Below are 15,287 nucleotides of genomic sequence, written 5' to 3' on the forward strand. Positions count from 1 at the left end.
AAGGTCGACACCGACGTGATCGAGGCATGATGGAGGGCATGACCACCGCTCCCGGGCCCGCGCCGGTCGCTCCGCTCGCGGGGCCGCCACGGCATCCGCTCGACCCGGATCCGACCCGGGCCACGAAGGCGCGGGCGGTTTTCGCGCTGGGCCTGATCGGTGCGCTGACCGGCCTGTTCATCGGGGGAGTGGTGCCGGCGACGGTGGCCCTCCACCTCGCGCGGCAGGCGCGCCGTGAGGCGTACGCCTCGGGGGGTTTCCTCACCGGCGCGGCCTGGCTGCGGCGGGGGGAGCACCTGGCCTGGACGGGCCTGGTGCTCGTCGCGGTCGCCGTGTTCGCCGCGGTGGTGGTCGGCGTGATCCGGCTCGCCGAGGCGCCCTACGGGCAGGATTTCGCGCCGAACGTGAACTGACCGGCCGAGGGAACCGCCCGCGCCGGGCGTCGCCGACTCGCCCGACGGCGGTAGCCTGGCCGGTGTCCGTCGCCCGTGCGTGGACGCCGACTCCCGACAGGAGGACCTGTGACCGACCCGGCGCGCCCGCAGGGCACCGACCCGACGACGCCCGGTTGGCCGGCCGCCCCCTCCGCGTCGGACGGGTGGGCGCGCCCGCACGGTTCACCGGCGTCTCCGGCACCGACCTCCGACCCCTGGTCCCGACCCGCGGCCGGCGGCTCCGCAAGCCCGAGCGCCACGCCGGCCAGCCCGGTCGCCACGCCAGGCAGCCCGGCCGCGACGCCGGCCAGCCCCGCCGCGACACTAGGCAGCCCCGCCGCGACGCCAGGCAGCCCGGCCGCCGCGCCCGAGGGCGTCCCGAGTCTGCGGTCGGCGTACCCGCTGCCCGCGCCCGACCCGTGGGCCCGGCCCCCGGCCGGCGACCCGAGCGGCCGGACCGCCGCGACGGGCACTCCGCCCGGCCCCCCTTCGGGGTACGCGATGGCGGCGTCCGACCCGTGGGCGCGCCCGCCGGCCGGCTCCGCCGATCCGTCCGGCCCACCCGCCACGCCCGCCAGTCCACCGGCGTCACCGGCCTCGCAAGGCGGTCCGGCCGGCTCGCCCGCCGGGTCGCCGTCGGGTCCGTCATCTGGTCCGGCGAGCCCGCCCGCCGGTCCACCCGGCTCGCCCGCCGGTTCACCCGCCTCACCGGGGTCACCCACCTCACCCGCCGCTCCACCCGCGTCACCGGCCTTCCCGGCCGTCTCGCCGGCCTCACCCGCCACGCCCGTCGGCCCGGCCGCTGGACCGACGAGTCCGCCGGCCGGGACTCCGACAGCTGCCGGGACGGTCTCCGGAGCGGGGTGGGGCGTCCCCACGGGGCCGGGCGGCACGCCGCCGACGACCGCGCCCGGATGGGGGTCGCTGCCCGCCGCGCCGCCGCCCCCGCCGCGGGACGCGATGGGGCGCCCGCGAAGGGTGGACCCGGTGCCCGGCACACCCTTCGCTGTGGTGCACCTCGACGTGCCTCCGGTCACCTCCGGCCTGGCGGTGGGTTCGCTGGTGGCCGGTATCGTCTCGATCCTGGTCTCGCTGCTGGTGATCTGCTTCGGGGCGGTGGGGCAGGACTGGGACGGCGTCTGGGCCGCCGGCGCCTTCACCGTGCTCGGCGTCCTGGCCGGGGCGGGCGCCATCGGTGCCGGTCTGCTCGGGCTGCGGCAGATCCGTCGGCCCGCGGCGCCGCCGGCGGTCCGGTTCACGGGGCGCGGCCTGGCCATCTCGGGCGTCAGCTGCGGCGGCGCCGGGCTGCTGCTGAGCCTGCTCGGGCTGGGGCTGGCGTTGCTGGTGTCGCTGGCGTGACCAACGGGGCGACGGCCGGGCGGGAGCCCGAGGGAACCCCGGGGCCGAGGGGCCACTTCCCGGTGCAGCCGGTACACTTGTGTCCGTAGGTGCCCATCGCGGGCGCGCAGGCAGCACGGTTCCGATCGGCGGGCGCTGAGACGCTCCGCCGGACGCCCCGTTTTGACCGGCGCGGTTGTGGTAGGTACTCTTTCCCCTTGTGCCCGGGCCAGCCCGGGCAACTCGTGCGTGCGCTGGATCCGGTCAGCCGGTGGTCCTGCGGCAGCGCGACGAAGCCAGAAGATCCGGCGCACGGCCTGCCGCGTGCCGGTGACACACCCCCCGGGTTCCGCGCGAGCGACGATCCGGGAACCGTGAGCCGGGCGACACGCCCGACCGCGGGTGCTGGGACCCCGTCAGGTGGCCCTGGTTGGAATGTAGGAGAGCCGTCCATCAGGCCGGCTAGAGCAGACGGCGCGGTCGCCTCGCAGCGGCCGAAGGGAGCGGAGAAACCCGGTGCCCACCATTCAGCAGCTGGTCCGAAAGGGCCGCCAGGCCAAGACGACCAAGACCAAGACCCCGGCGCTCAAGGGGTCTCCCCAGCGGCGCGGCGTGCGGCGTGCGGTACAAGATCGTTCGCGGCTCGCTGGACACCCAGGGTGTCCGCAACCGCAAGCAGGCGCGCAGCCGCTACGGCGCGAAGAAGGAGAAGAGCTGACATGCCGCGTAAGGGACCCGCTCCGCGGCGGCCGCTGGTCGCTGACCCGGTGTACAACTCGCCGCTGGTCACCCAGCTGGTGAACAAGATCCTGCTGCGCGGCAAGCGTCAGCTCGCCGAGAGCATCGTGTACGCGGCCCTCGAGGGCTGCCGCGAGAAGTCCGGCACCGACCCGGTCGTCACCCTGAAGCGGGCGATGGACAACGTCAAGCCGACCCTCGAGGTGCGCAGCCGCCGTGTCGGTGGCGCCACCTACCAGGTGCCGGTCGAGGTGCGCCCGGCCCGCGCGACCACCCTCGGTCTGCGCTGGCTGGTCACCTACTCCCGCGCGCGGCGCGAGAAGACCATGGTCGAGCGGCTGATGAACGAGCTGCTGGACGCGAGCAACGGCCTCGGTGCCGCCGTCAAGCGCCGCGAGGACACCCACAAGATGGCCGAGTCCAACAAGGCCTTCGCGCACTACCGCTGGTAACACCCTGGTTCCGGCGCCCACGAGGCGCCGGAACCGCCAGTTGTGTCGAGACGACGATAAGTAGGGATTGAAGTGGCCGCCGCAGACGCGCTCGCCAACGTACGCAACATCGGCATCATGGCGCACATCGATGCCGGTAAGACCACTACCACCGAGCGGATCCTGTTCTACACCGGCATCACCTACAAGATCGGTGAGGTCCACGAGGGCGCTGCCGTCATGGACTGGATGGAGCAGGAGCAGGAGCGCGGTATCACCATCACTTCCGCCGCCACGAAGTGCGAGTGGAAGGGCCACACGATCCAGATCATCGACACGCCCGGCCACGTCGACTTCACGGTCGAGGTCGAGCGGTCGCTGCGTGTTCTGGACGGTGCGGTCGCGGTCTACGACGGTGTCGCCGGCGTGGAGCCGCAGACGGAGAACGTCTGGCGTCAGGCCGACAAGTACAACGTCCCCCGGATGTGCTTCGTCAACAAGCTCGACCGGACCGGTGCCGACTTCTTCCGCTGCGTGCAGATGATGATCGACCGGCTCAACGCCACGCCGCTCGTGCTGCAGATCCCGATCGGGACCGAGGGTGACCACATCGGTGTCATCGACCTGATCGGCATGCGCGCCCTCACCTGGCGCGGGGAGACCCAGAAGGGTGAGGACTACGCGATCGAGGAGATCCCGGCCGACCTGGCCGACTCCGCGGCCGAGTGGCGCGAGAAGCTGATGGAGACCCTGGCCGACGTCGACGACTCGGTGATGGAGAAGTACCTGGAGGGCGAGGAGATCTCCGTCGAGGAGATCAAGGCCGCCATCCGTCGGGCCACCATCACCGGCAAGGCCAACCCGGTCCTCTGCGGCTCCGCGTTCAAGAACAAGGGCGTCCAGCCGATGCTCGACGCCGTGGTCGACTTCCTGCCGTCGCCGCTGGACATCCCGGCGATCGAGGGCACCGCGACCGACGGCGAGACTTCGCTGCAGCGGAAGCCGTCCACCTCGGAGCCGTTCTCCGGCCTGGCCTTCAAGATCCAGACCGACAAGCACCTCGGTAAGCTCACCTACGTCCGGGTCTACTCCGGCGTGGTCGAGTCCGGGTCCCAGGTGGTCAACTCCACCAAGGACCGCAAGGAGCGGATCGGCAAGATCTACCAGATGCACGCCAACAAGCGGGAAGAGCGCAGCTCGGCCAAGGCTGGCGACATCATCGCGGTGCAGGGTCTCAAGCAGACCACCACCGGTGACACGCTCTGCGACCCGGCGAACCCGGTCATCCTGGAGTCGATGACCTTCCCGGAGCCGGTCATCGAGGTCGCGATCGAGCCGAAGACCAAGGCCGACCAGGAGAAGCTCAGCACCGCCATCCAGCGGCTGGCCGAGGAGGACCCGACCTTCCGCGTCAAGCTGGACGAGGAGACCGGCCAGACGGTCATCTCCGGCATGGGCGAGCTGCACCTGGACATCCTGGTGGACCGGATGCGCCGCGAGTTCAACGTCGAGGCGAACATCGGCAAGCCGCAGGTGGCGTACCGCGAGACCATCCGCCGCAAGGTGGAGAAGATCGAGTACACCCACAAGAAGCAGACCGGTGGTTCCGGCCAGTACGCCCGGGTGATCATCAGCCTGGAGCCGCTGCCGCTGGGCAACGACGCCCCGACCTACGAGTTCGCGAACGCCGTCACCGGTGGCCGTATCCCCCGGGAGTTCATCCCGTCGGTGGACGCGGGCGCGCAGGACGCCATGCAGTACGGCATTCTCGCCGGCTTCCCGCTGGTAGGTGTCAAGCTGACGCTGCTGGACGGTCAGTATCACGAGGTCGACTCGTCCGAGATGGCGTTCAAGATCGCCGGCTCGATGGTGCTGAAGGAGGCGGCCCGCAAGGCCGACCCGGCGCTGCTCGAGCCGATGATGGCCGTTGAGGTCACCACTCCGGAGGAGAACATGGGTGACGTCATCGGCGACCTCAACTCCCGCCGCGGCATCATCCAGGCGATGGAGGAGCGCGGCGGTGCCCGCGTCGTCCGCGCCCTGGTGCCGTTGTCGGAGATGTTCGGCTACGTCGGCGACCTGCGGTCGAAGACCCAGGGCCGGGCTAGCTACAGCATGCAGTTCGACTCCTACGCCGAGGTTCCGGCCTCGGTGGCCAAGGAGATCATCGCCAAGGCGACTGGTGAGTGACGCTCGCCTGAGCTGATCCGATGAGTCGGGTGTGGTCGCGGGAGGGCCGTTCTCCCGCCCGCGGCCACCTCGGTCGGGTTGTGTGAATCCGGGCCTGTAGGCTTCATCGCCGCAGAACCCACAAAAGGCTCTCCGGCCGTCAGGTCGGAAAGGCTGTCGACAGAGTCCTAAGCGCCGACCGGCGCGCCGGGGCGAACGAACCAAGAAAGTCCACAGGAGGACACCAGTGGCGAAGGCGAAGTTCGAGCGGACTAAGCCGCACGTCAACATCGGCACCATTGGTCACATCGACCACGGTAAGACGACGCTGACGGCGGCCATCACCAAGGTCCTGCACGACCAGTTCCCGGACCTGAACCCGTACACGCCGTTCGACGAGATCGACAAGGCGCCGGAGGAGAAGGCCCGCGGCATCACGATCTCGATCGCGCACGTCGAGTACCAGACCGAGGCGCGGCACTACGCGCACGTCGACTGCCCCGGTCACGCCGACTACATCAAGAACATGATCACCGGTGCCGCCCAGATGGACGGCGCGATCCTGGTGGTCGCGGCGACCGACGGCCCGATGCCGCAGACCCGCGAGCACGTGCTGCTGGCCCGTCAGGTCGGCGTGCCGTACATCGTCGTGGCGCTCAACAAGAGCGACATGGTGGACGACGAGGAGCTCCTGGAGCTCGTCGAGCTCGAGGTCCGCGAGCTGCTCTCGGCTCAGGAGTACCCGGGTGACGACCTGCCGGTCGTGCGGGTGTCGGCGCTGAAGGCCCTCGAGGGTGACCCCGAGTGGACCGGCAAGCTCCTGGACCTGATGACCGCGGTCGACACCGCGATCCCGCAGCCGGAGCGCGAGACCGAGAAGCCGTTCCTGATGCCGATCGAGGACGTTTTCACGATCACCGGTCGTGGCACCGTCGTCACCGGTCGCGCGGAGCGCGGCATCCTCAAGCCGAACGAGGAGGTGGAGATCGTCGGTATCCGCGAGAAGTCGCAGAAGACGGTCTGCACCGGCATCGAGATGTTCCGCAAGCTGCTCGACGAGGCCCGCGCGGGTGAGAACGTCGGTCTGCTGCTGCGTGGCATCAAGCGCGAGGACGTCGAGCGCGGCATGGTCGTCATCAAGCCGGGCACCACGACCCCGCACACGGAGTTCGAGGCGACGGTCTACATCCTCTCCAAGGAGGAGGGCGGCCGGCACACCCCGTTCTTCCAGAACTACCGTCCGCAGTTCTACTTCCGGACCACGGACGTCACCGGTGTCGTCACGCTCCCCGAGGGCACCGAGATGGTCATGCCGGGCGACAACACCACGATGAGCGTCAAGCTCATCCAGCCGATCGCGATGGAGGAGAACCTCAAGTTCGCGATCCGCGAGGGTGGTCGTACGGTTGGCGCGGGTCGCGTCACCAAGATCATCAAGTGAGCTGGGTAACCCCGATTAGACCCGCCGCCGGTCGTGCGGCATACTAGTCAGGTTGCGTAACGACGGTTCCACCGCCTGCGTTCGGCTTTAGCCGAACCTCCGGGTGGGAGGACCGGTCGGGCGTAGGGTGGTTGGCGGCCAGTCCGCCAACCACCCTCGCACGGCGTTCAGATCGCGGTAGCGATCGACGCCATGACCCACCGCACGGTCAGAATCGCTCCGGAGTCCCGGGGCGGAGCCTGGCCCGAGGGCGCGACACGCCCGACCGCGGGGGTCGGCGAAGGGGCCTGTGCCAGCCGGTTCAGGCACCCGCAACACAGCGGCATCGAGAGAAGGAACAGAAGCCACCATGGCGGGACAGAAGATCCGCATCCGGCTCAAGGCCTATGACCACGAGGTCGTCGACTCCTCGGCTCGGAAGATCGTCGAGACGGTGACGCGCACCGGGGCGCAGGTCGCCGGCCCGGTGCCGCTGCCCACGGAGATCAACCGTTTCTGCGTTATCCGCTCGCCGCACAAGTACAAGGACTCGCGCGAGCACTTCGAGATGCGCACGCACAAGCGGCTGATCGACATCATCGACCCGACCCCGAAGACGGTCGACTCGCTCATGCGCCTCGACCTGCCGGCTGGCGTCGACATCGAGATCAAGCTGTAGGGATCGGACAAATGGACAGGCAAGTCAAGGGGATCCTGGGCGCAAAGCTCGGCATGACCCAGGTCTGGGACAACAACCGTGTTGTTCCGGTGACCGTGGTGCAGGCCGGCCCGTGCGTCGTCAGCCAGGTTCGTAGCGCCGAGAAGGACGGCTACGCGGCGGTCCAGCTGGCGTACGGCGTCATCGACCCGCGCAAGGTCAAGAAGCCGATCAGCGGCCACTACGCGAAGGCCGACGTCGCGCCGCGGCGCCACATCGTCGAGCTGCGTACGGCCGACGCCACCGAGTACTCGCTCGGCCAGGAGGTCACGGTCGAGCAGTTCCCGGCCGGCGTCTCGATCGACGTGACCGGCAAGACCAAGGGCAAGGGCTACGCCGGCCCGATGAAGCGGCACGGCTTCCACGGTCTGCGCGCCAGCCACGGTGTGGAGCGCAAGCACCGCTCGCCGGGCTCCATCGGCGCCTGCGCCACCCCGGGTCGTGTCTTCAAGGGCACCCGGATGGCCGGCCGGATGGGTGGCGTGCGCTACACCGTCCAGAACCTGACCGTCCAGGCGGTCGACACCGAGAACAACCTCCTGCTCGTCCGTGGCGCCATCCCCGGCCCCAAGGGCGCGCTGGTCCTGGTCCGTACCGCGGCCAAGACCAAGGCGAAGAAGGGCGGTGCGGCCAAGTGACCACCGTTGACGTCCTCACCGTCGAAGGCACCAAGAGCGGCTCGGTCGAGCTGCCCGCCGACATCTTCGACGCGCAGGCCAACGTCGCGCTGATGCACCAGGTCGTGGTGGCCCAGCTTGCGGCCGCCCGGCAGGGCACGCACAAGGTCAAGACCCGCGGCGAGGTCGCCGGCGGCGGCAAGAAGCCGTACAAGCAGAAGGGCACCGGTCGTGCCCGGCAGGGCTCGATCCGCGCGCCGCAGTTCGCCGGCGGTGGCGTGGTGCACGGTCCCGTGCCGCGCGACTACAGCCAGCGGACCCCGAAGAAGATGAAGGCCGCCGCCCTGCGTGGCGCCCTCTCCGACCGGGCCCGCGCCGGCAAGGTGCACGTCGTCGAGGCGTTCGTCTCGGGCGAGAAGCCGTCGACCAAGGCCGCGCTGGCCACGCTGACGAAGCTGACCGACGCCCACCGGGTGCTGGTCGTGCTGAGCAGCACCGACGAGCTGAACTGGGTGTCGCTGCGCAACGAGCCGCGGGTGCACCTGATCGAGGCCGGCCAGCTCAACACGTACGACGTGCTGGTGGCCGACGACGTGGTCTTCACCAAGGAGGCCCTGGACGAGTTCCTGGGCGTTCCCGCTGAGACCACCGAGGAGGGTGGCAAGTGAGCACGATCGCGGACCCGCGCGACATCATCGTGGCGCCGGTCGTCTCGGAGAAGAGCTACAGCGAGCTGAACCGCAACTGGTACACCTTCCTGGTGCACCCGGACGCGAACAAGACGGAAATCAAGATCGCTATCCAGCAGATCTTCAACGTCCGCGTCCTGACGGTCAACACGCTCAACCGTGAGGGCAAGCGCAAGCGGACCCGCACCGGGTTCGGTAAGCGCAAGGACACCAAGCGGGCGATGGTGAAGCTGGCTGACGGTGACCGCATCGAGGCCTTCGGCGGCCCGGTCAGCTGAGGGGTGTAGACAATGGCTATCCGTAAGTACAAGCCGACGACGCCGGGCCGGCGTGGCTCGAGCGTTGCCGACTTCGCCGAGATCACCCGGTCGACGCCGGAGAAGTCGCTGCTGGCCCCGCTGCCGAAGAAGGGTGGTCGCAACGCCCACGGCCGGATCACCACCCGGCACCACGGTGGCGGCCACAAGCGGCAGTACCGGATCATCGACTTCAAGCGGGTCGACAAGGACGGCGTGCCGGCGAAGGTCGCGCACATCGAGTACGACCCGAACCGCACCGCGCGGATCGCGCTGCTGCACTACGCCGACGGCGAGAAGCGTTACATCATCGCGCCGAAGGACCTGAAGCAGGGCGACACCGTCGAGTCGGGTCCGAGCGCCGACATCAAGCCGGGCAACAACCTGCCGCTGCGCAACATCCCGGTGGGTACCACGATCCACAACGTGGAGCTGCGTCCGGGCGGCGGCGCCAAGCTGGCCCGTTCGGCCGGCGTCGGCATCCAGCTGCTCGGCCGTGAAGGCGCGTACGCGACCCTGCGTATGCCGTCCGGTGAGATCCGGCGCGTGGACGTGCGCTGCCGCGCCAGCGTCGGCGAGATCGGCAACGCCGACCAGTCGAACATCAACTGGGGCAAGGCCGGCCGCATGCGCTGGAAGGGCAAGCGCCCGACCGTCCGTGGTGTCGCCATGAACCCGGTCGACCACCCGCACGGTGGTGGTGAGGGTAAGACCTCCGGCGGTCGCCACCCGGTCAACCCGCAGGGTAAGCCCGAGGGCCGCACCCGTCGTAAGGGCCAGCCGAGTGACCGGCTGATCGTCCGCCGCCGCTACGCCACGCGTAAGCGCGGCTGAGGGAGATAAGACATGCCTCGCAGCCTGAAGAAGGGCCCGTTCGTCGACGACCACCTGATCAAGAAGGTGGAGACGCAGAACGACAAGGGCACCAAGAACGTCATCAAGACCTGGTCGCGGCGCTCGACGATCATCCCGGAGATGCTGGGTCACACGATCGCCGTGCACGACGGACGCAAGCACGTCCCCGTGTTCGTGACCGAGGCGATGGTCGGGCACAAGCTCGGCGAGTTCGCGCTGACCCGCACGTTCAAGGGTCACGAGAAGGACGACCGGAAGAGCCGCCGGCGCTGACGCCGCGGGCATACGGATAGAGGAACAAGGGGTTACAGCGATGCCAGGAAAGGGCGACGCTCCGGTGCTTCCGGGCGCGCGGGCGATTGCGCGGCACGTGCGCATCTCGCCGATGAAGGCGCGCCGGGTGGTCAACCTCGTCCGCGGCCTGCCCGCGAAGGAGGCGCTCACGGTGCTGCAGTTCGCGCCGCAGGCTGCGAGCGAGCAGGTGTACAAGGTGCTCGCGAGCGCGATCGCCAACGCGGAGAACAACGAGCGGCTGGACCCCGACGCGCTGCTCGTCAGCGAGGCGTACGTGGACGAGGGCCCGACCATGAAGCGGTTCCGGCCGCGGGCGCAGGGCCGGGCGTACCGGATCCGCAAGCGCACCTGCCACATCACGGTCGCGGTCGAGGCGGTCGCCCCGGCGGCGCCGAAGAAGTCGGCGGCGAAGAAGGCGGCCCCGGCGAAGCAGGCCGCGCCGGTCGAGACGCAGAGCACGACGGAGGGTGCGGAGTAATGGGTCAGAAGGTTCACCCGCACGGGTTCCGGCTCGGCATCTCGACCGACTGGAAGTCCCGCTGGTTCGCGGACAAGCTCTACAAGGACTACATCGGCGAGGACGTCAAGATCCGCCGCATGATGTCCAAGGGCCTCGAGCGCGCCGGGATCTCCAAGGTCGACATCGAGCGCACCCGGGACCGGGTCCGCGTCGACATCCACACCGCCCGGCCGGGCATCGTCATCGGCCGTAAGGGTGCGGAGGCCGACCGGATCCGCGGCGAGCTCGAGAAGCTGACCGGCAAGCAGGTCCAGCTCAACATCATCGAGGTGAAGAGCCCCGAGTCGGACGCGCAGCTCGTCGCGCAGGGCGTGGCCGAGCAGCTGTCCAGCCGGGTCAGCTTCCGTCGGGCGATGCGCAAGGCCATGCAGTCCGCGATGAAGAACCCGGTCTGCAAGGGCATCCGGGTCCAGGTCTCGGGCCGTCTCGGCGGCGCCGAGATGAGCCGGACCGAGTTCTACCGCGAGGGTCGGGTTCCGCTGCACACGCTGCGGGCCAACATCGAGTACGGCTTCTTCGAGGCCCGTACCACCTTCGGCCGGATCGGCGTGAAGGTCTGGATCTACAAGGGCGACGCGGTGCCGGGTCGGGAGACCCCGGCCGAGGCTCCGTCGCGCCCGCGCCGTGACCGCGGTGACCGCCCCGAGCGGCCGCGCCGTGGCCGGTCGGGTTCGTCGGGCACGACCGCCGGTGGCACCGAGGCCGGCCGGGCTGCCGCGACCACCATCGCGCAGCAGGCCGAGACGCCGAGCGGCGAGCCGGTTGACGCCGGCGCCGTCGCCGCGGCCGCCACTCAGCCGGCAGAAACGCAGCAGGAGGGCTGACAGATGCTGATGCCGCGCAAGCCCCCAAAGGGCTTCCGCAAGCCGCACCACCCGCAGCGCAGTGGCGCGTCCAAGGGTGGTAACCGGGTGGTGTTCGGCGAGTTCGGGATCCAGGCTCTCGAGCCGGCGTACGTGACCAACCGCCAGATCGAGTCGGCGCGTATCGCGATGACCCGCCACATCAAGCGTGGCGGCAAGGTCTGGATCACGATCTTCCCGGACCAGGCCCTCACCAAGAAGCCGGCCGAGACCCGGATGGGTTCCGGCAAGGGTTCGCCCGAGTGGTGGGTCGCGAACGTGAAGCCGGGGCGGGTGCTCTTCGAGATGTCCTTCCCCAACGAGCAGATCGCGCGTGAGGCGATGCGCCGCGCGATCCACAAGCTCCCGATGAAGTGCCGGATTGTTACGCGCGAAGTGGGTGAATCCTGATGGCAGCGGGCGTTAAGGCCTCCGAGCTGCGTGAGCTCTCCGAGGAGGAGCTGGTCACGAAGCTGCGCGAGGCCAAGGCGGAGCTGTTCAACCTCCGCGTGCAGGGCGCAACCGGGCAGCTGGACAACAACCGGCGGCTGCAGGTCATCCGTCGGGAGATCGCCCGGATCTACACGATCATGCGTGAGCGCGAGCTGGGGCTCTCGGCCGCGCCGACTGAGGTGACTGCAGGATGAGCGAGAACACCACCGCCAGCGCGCGGGCCCGTCGCAAGGTGCGTGAGGGCCTCGTGGTCAGCGACAAGATGGAAAAGACCGTCGTCGTCGAGGTCGAGGACCGGGTCAAGCACGCGCTGTACGGCAAGATCATGCGCCGGACCAGCAAGCTCAAGGTCCACGACGAGCAGAACGCCGCCGGCATCGGCGACCGGGTCCTGATCATGGAGACCCGGCCGCTGTCCGCCACCAAGCGGTGGCGGCTCGTGGAGATCCTCGAGAAGGCCAAGTAGCGAAGGCTCAAGCTCGGCCGACATCGGTCGGGCGCAGGTTCCGCCAGGCTCCGGCCGCCTCGTGCGGCCGGAGAACCGGCAGACATAGGAGATAGACGTGATTCAGCAGGAGTCGCGACTGCGCGTCGCCGACAACACGGGTGCCCGGGAGATCCTGTGCATCCGGGTGCTCGGTGGCTCCGGTCGGCGCTACGCGAGCATCGGCGACGTCATCGTGGCCACCGTCAAGGACGCGATCCCCGGTGCCGGTGTGAAGAAGGGCGACGTCGTCAAGGCGGTCGTCGTTCGCACCGCCAAGGAGAGGCGGCGGCCGGACGGCTCGTACATCCGCTTCGACGAGAACGCCGCCGTCATCATCAAGGACGGTGGGGACCCGCGCGGCACCCGTATCTTCGGCCCGGTGGGCCGGGAGCTGCGGGACAAGCGGTTCATGAAGATCATTTCTCTCGCGCCGGAGGTGTTGTGACCGTGAAGGTCAAGAAGGGCGACACGGTCGTCGTCATCGCCGGCAAGGACAAGGGTGCCAAGGGCAAGGTCATCGCGGCCTACCCGCGGCAGGACAAGGTCCTGGTCGAGGGCGTGAACCGGGTCAAGAAGCACACCCGCATCAGCACCACCCAGCGTGGCGCCAAGACCGGTGGCATCGTCACCCAGGAGGCCCCGATCCACGTCTCGAACGTGATGGTCGTGGATTCCGACGGCAAGCCGACCCGCGTCGGCTACCGGGTCGACGAGAACGGCCAGAAGGTCCGCATCGCGCGTAGCACCGGTAAGGACCTGTGATGACCACGGCTACCGAAACCAAGACCATGCCGCGCCTCAAGGAGCGGTACCGCAACGAGATCGTGGGCCAGCTGCGCGAGCAGTACAACTACGGCAACCCGATGCAGGTGCCGCGGATGGTCAAGATCGTCGTCAACATGGGTGTCGGCGAGGCCGCCCGGGACGCCAAGCTGATCGAGGGCGCCGTCCGCGATCTGGCGACCATCACCGGCCAGAAGCCGCAGGTGCGGCGGGCGACCAAGTCCATCGCGCAGTTCAAGCTGCGCGAGGGCATGCCGATCGGCGCGAAGGTCACCCTGCGCGGCGACCGGATGTGGGAGTTCCTGGACCGGCTGCTGTCGATCGCGCTGCCGCGTATCCGTGACTTCCGCGGCCTCGACGGGCGCAAGCTCGACGGGAACGGCAACTACACGTTCGGTCTGACCGAGCAGTCGGTGTTCCACGAGATCGACCAGGACAAGATCGATCGCCAGCGGGGCATGGACATCACGGTGGTCACCACCGCCACGACCGACGACGAGGGCCGGGCGCTGCTCAAGCTCCTGGGCTTCCCGTTCAAGGAGAACTGAGATGGCCAAGAAGGCGCTGATCATCAAGGCGGCCGCGAAGCCGAAGTTCTCGGTTCGCGCGTACACCCGCTGCCAGCGGTGCGGGCGTCCGAAGGCGGTCTACCGCAAGTTCGGTCTCTGCCGGGTCTGCATCCGGGAGATGGCCCACCGCGGTGAGCTGCCCGGCGTGTCCAAGGCTTCCTGGTAACAGCCCGGCGCGCTCCGCGCGTCAGCTGCACTGTCTCTTCGCCGTAGGCCCGGGAGGTCTCGGGAACCCCGGCGAGAAAGGTTGACGAGTTTAATGACGATGACCGACCCGATCGCAGACATGCTCACGCGTCTGCGTAACGCCAACCAGGCGTACCACGACCAGGTGAAGATGCCCTACTCGAAGATCAAGGCGAACATCGCCGAGGTCCTCAAGACCGAGGGTTACATCGCCACCTGGTCGGTCGAGGAGCCCGAGGAGGGCGCCGTCGGCAAGCGACTGGTCGTCGAACTGAAGTACGGCCAGAACCGGGAGCGGAGCCTGGCCGGCATCAAGCGCGTGTCCAAGCCCGGTCTCCGGGTGTACGCCAAGTCGGACGGGCTCCCGCGGGTGCTCGGCGGGCTGGGCGTGGCGATCATTTCGACGTCCCAGGGGCTGCTCACCGACCGGCAGGCCCGCAAGCGGAGCGTTGGCGGGGAAGTCCTCGCCTTCGTCTGGTAACGGGAGACAGGTAGAAATGTCGCGTATTGGACGTAAGTCGATCCCGGTGCCAGCCGGCGTCGACGTCACGATCGAGGGCCAGACCGTCAAGGTCAAGGGCCCCAAGGGCGAGCTCTCGCACACCCTGGCCGAGCCGATCACCATCGAGCGGGCCGAGGACGGGCAGCTGAACGTCGCCCGCCCGAACGACGAGCGCAAGGCCAAGGAACTGCACGGCCTGAGCCGTACCCTGGTCGCCAACATGATCGTCGGCGTCACCGAGGGCTACCGCAAGAGCCTGGAGATCGCGGGTACCGGTTACCGGGTCACCGCCAAGGGCAAGGACCTGGAGTTCGCGCTCGGGTTCTCGCACCCGGTCCTGGTGCAGGCGCCGGAGGGCATCACCTTCACGGTGGAGAGGCCGACGCTGTTCCACGTGGCCGGCATCGACAAGCAGCTGGTCGGCGAGATCGCCGCGAACATCCGGAAGATCCGCCCGCCGGAGCCCTACAAGGGCAAGGGCGTGAAGTACCAGGGCGAGGTCATCCGCCGCAAGGCTGGAAAGGCAGGTAAGAAGTGAGCGCCACGCTGCTCAAGCGCCGCCGCGGCGTCGCCGCCAAGCGCGCCGTCGGGCGTGCGCGCCGGCACTTCCGGGTCCGCAAGAACATCAGCGGTACGGCCGAGCGTCCCCGCCTGGTCGTCACCCGCTCCCTGCGGCACATCGTCGCCCAGATCGTGGACGACACCAAGGGTCACACCCTGGCGTCGGCCTCGACCCTGGACGGCTCGCTGCGGGGCGCCGAGGGCGACAAGAGCGCCCTGGCCGGCAAGGTCGGTGCGCTGCTCGCCGAGCGCGCGAAGGCCGCCGGCATCTCCAAGGTCGTCTTCGACCGCGGTGGCAACCGGTACGCGGGGCGGGTCGCCGCGCTTGCCGACGCCGCCCGCGAAGCCGGGCTCGAGTTCTGACAAACCCCGTCACGAGAGAAAA

Annotated in this window: 23 protein-coding genes and 1 pseudogene; all 24 read left to right on the forward strand. The window is 69.2% G+C overall.

Annotated elements, in window-relative coordinates; translation table 11 throughout:
• Nucleotides 1-38 precede the first annotated feature (38 nt).
• Nucleotides 39-413: a hypothetical protein gene (locus ACTMS0_RS10715; RefSeq protein ID WP_441154990.1), complete on the forward strand. Its 375-nt coding sequence runs from the start codon at nucleotides 39-41 to the stop codon at nucleotides 411-413.
• Between the two features lie 999 nt (nucleotides 414-1,412).
• Nucleotides 1,413-1,793 carry a hypothetical protein gene (locus tag ACTMS0_RS10720; protein ID WP_441154991.1) on the forward strand — a complete coding sequence of 127 codons (381 nt, stop codon included), beginning with the start codon at nucleotides 1,413-1,415 and terminating at the stop codon, nucleotides 1,791-1,793.
• Nucleotides 1,794-2,288: 495 nt separating this feature from the next.
• Nucleotides 2,289-2,490, forward strand: a pseudogene (locus tag ACTMS0_RS10725) (hypothetical protein).
• Nucleotide 2,491: 1 nt separating this feature from the next.
• The gene (gene rpsG / locus ACTMS0_RS10730) at nucleotides 2,492-2,962 is read left to right on the forward strand and encodes a 30S ribosomal protein S7 (protein ID WP_076466673.1); all 471 of its coding nucleotides are present in this window, start codon (nucleotides 2,492-2,494) and stop codon (nucleotides 2,960-2,962) included.
• A gap of 72 nt (nucleotides 2,963-3,034) precedes the next feature.
• Nucleotides 3,035-5,131, forward strand: coding sequence for an elongation factor G (fusA, locus tag ACTMS0_RS10735; RefSeq protein WP_441154992.1), 2,097 nt, complete (start codon nucleotides 3,035-3,037; stop codon nucleotides 5,129-5,131).
• Between the two features lie 226 nt (nucleotides 5,132-5,357).
• Nucleotides 5,358-6,551: an elongation factor Tu gene (gene tuf, locus ACTMS0_RS10740; protein ID WP_441154993.1), complete on the forward strand. Its 1,194-nt coding sequence runs from the start codon at nucleotides 5,358-5,360 to the stop codon at nucleotides 6,549-6,551.
• A 349-nt stretch (nucleotides 6,552-6,900) separates the two neighbouring features.
• Entirely contained in the window at nucleotides 6,901-7,209 is a 309-nt protein-coding gene (gene rpsJ / locus ACTMS0_RS10745; protein WP_007073037.1) for a 30S ribosomal protein S10, read from the forward strand.
• 11 nt (nucleotides 7,210-7,220) lie between these two features.
• Nucleotides 7,221-7,886 (forward strand): 50S ribosomal protein L3, encoded by a 666-nt coding sequence (gene rplC / locus ACTMS0_RS10750; protein WP_441154994.1) that lies wholly within the window; start codon nucleotides 7,221-7,223, stop codon nucleotides 7,884-7,886.
• Nucleotides 7,883-8,533: a 50S ribosomal protein L4 gene (gene rplD / locus ACTMS0_RS10755; protein ID WP_441154995.1), complete on the forward strand. Its 651-nt coding sequence runs from the start codon at nucleotides 7,883-7,885 to the stop codon at nucleotides 8,531-8,533. The genes rplC and rplD overlap by 4 nt, the downstream gene beginning before the upstream one ends.
• Entirely contained in the window at nucleotides 8,530-8,832 is a 303-nt protein-coding gene (rplW, locus tag ACTMS0_RS10760) for a 50S ribosomal protein L23 (protein WP_076466668.1), read from the forward strand. Before rplD ends, rplW begins: the two co-directional genes overlap by 4 nt.
• A gap of 12 nt (nucleotides 8,833-8,844) precedes the next feature.
• Nucleotides 8,845-9,684 (forward strand): 50S ribosomal protein L2, encoded by an 840-nt coding sequence (gene rplB, locus ACTMS0_RS10765; RefSeq protein WP_441154996.1) that lies wholly within the window; start codon nucleotides 8,845-8,847, stop codon nucleotides 9,682-9,684.
• Nucleotides 9,685-9,696: 12 nt separating this feature from the next.
• Nucleotides 9,697-9,978 carry a 30S ribosomal protein S19 gene (rpsS, locus tag ACTMS0_RS10770; RefSeq protein ID WP_091125151.1) on the forward strand — a complete coding sequence of 94 codons (282 nt, stop codon included), beginning with the start codon at nucleotides 9,697-9,699 and terminating at the stop codon, nucleotides 9,976-9,978.
• A 40-nt stretch (nucleotides 9,979-10,018) separates the two neighbouring features.
• The gene (rplV, locus tag ACTMS0_RS10775; protein WP_441154997.1) at nucleotides 10,019-10,477 is read left to right on the forward strand and encodes a 50S ribosomal protein L22; all 459 of its coding nucleotides are present in this window, start codon (nucleotides 10,019-10,021) and stop codon (nucleotides 10,475-10,477) included.
• The gene (gene rpsC, locus ACTMS0_RS10780) at nucleotides 10,477-11,343 is read left to right on the forward strand and encodes a 30S ribosomal protein S3 (RefSeq protein WP_441154998.1); all 867 of its coding nucleotides are present in this window, start codon (nucleotides 10,477-10,479) and stop codon (nucleotides 11,341-11,343) included. Before rplV ends, rpsC begins: the two co-directional genes overlap by 1 nt.
• A gap of 3 nt (nucleotides 11,344-11,346) precedes the next feature.
• Complete coding sequence (gene rplP, locus ACTMS0_RS10785; protein WP_441154999.1) at nucleotides 11,347-11,772, forward strand: 50S ribosomal protein L16; 426 nt, start codon at nucleotides 11,347-11,349, stop codon at nucleotides 11,770-11,772.
• A complete protein-coding gene (gene rpmC, locus ACTMS0_RS10790; RefSeq protein ID WP_441155000.1) occupies nucleotides 11,772-12,008 on the forward strand; it encodes a 50S ribosomal protein L29 in 237 nt (78 codons plus the stop codon). Before rplP ends, rpmC begins: the two co-directional genes overlap by 1 nt.
• On the forward strand, nucleotides 12,005-12,280 hold the full coding sequence (rpsQ, locus tag ACTMS0_RS10795) for a 30S ribosomal protein S17 (protein ID WP_168003797.1): 276 nt from the start codon (nucleotides 12,005-12,007) through the stop codon (nucleotides 12,278-12,280). The genes rpmC and rpsQ overlap by 4 nt, the downstream gene beginning before the upstream one ends.
• Before the next feature lie 97 nt (nucleotides 12,281-12,377).
• Complete coding sequence (gene rplN, locus ACTMS0_RS10800; RefSeq protein WP_007465279.1) at nucleotides 12,378-12,746, forward strand: 50S ribosomal protein L14; 369 nt, start codon at nucleotides 12,378-12,380, stop codon at nucleotides 12,744-12,746.
• Nucleotides 12,743-13,063, forward strand: a complete 321-nt coding sequence (rplX, locus tag ACTMS0_RS10805; protein WP_441155001.1) for a 50S ribosomal protein L24 — start codon at nucleotides 12,743-12,745, stop codon at nucleotides 13,061-13,063. The genes rplN and rplX overlap by 4 nt, the downstream gene beginning before the upstream one ends.
• Nucleotides 13,063-13,632, forward strand: a complete 570-nt coding sequence (gene rplE, locus ACTMS0_RS10810) for a 50S ribosomal protein L5 (RefSeq protein ID WP_441155002.1) — start codon at nucleotides 13,063-13,065, stop codon at nucleotides 13,630-13,632. The genes rplX and rplE overlap by 1 nt, the downstream gene beginning before the upstream one ends.
• A 1-nt stretch (nucleotide 13,633) precedes the next feature.
• On the forward strand, nucleotides 13,634-13,819 hold the full coding sequence (locus ACTMS0_RS10815; RefSeq protein ID WP_007465272.1) for a type Z 30S ribosomal protein S14: 186 nt from the start codon (nucleotides 13,634-13,636) through the stop codon (nucleotides 13,817-13,819).
• Between the two features lie 93 nt (nucleotides 13,820-13,912).
• Nucleotides 13,913-14,320, forward strand: a complete 408-nt coding sequence (gene rpsH / locus ACTMS0_RS10820) for a 30S ribosomal protein S8 (protein ID WP_441155003.1) — start codon at nucleotides 13,913-13,915, stop codon at nucleotides 14,318-14,320.
• A 16-nt stretch (nucleotides 14,321-14,336) separates the two neighbouring features.
• A complete protein-coding gene (gene rplF / locus ACTMS0_RS10825; protein ID WP_441155004.1) occupies nucleotides 14,337-14,879 on the forward strand; it encodes a 50S ribosomal protein L6 in 543 nt (180 codons plus the stop codon).
• A complete protein-coding gene (gene rplR, locus ACTMS0_RS10830; RefSeq protein ID WP_441155005.1) occupies nucleotides 14,876-15,265 on the forward strand; it encodes a 50S ribosomal protein L18 in 390 nt (129 codons plus the stop codon). The genes rplF and rplR overlap by 4 nt, the downstream gene beginning before the upstream one ends.
• The last annotated feature ends 22 nt before the right edge of the window (nucleotides 15,266-15,287 follow it).

It is taken from the genome of Micromonospora sp. H33 (assembly GCF_052068455.1).
In the GTDB taxonomy this organism is placed as follows: Bacteria; Actinomycetota; Actinomycetes; order Mycobacteriales; family Micromonosporaceae; genus Micromonospora.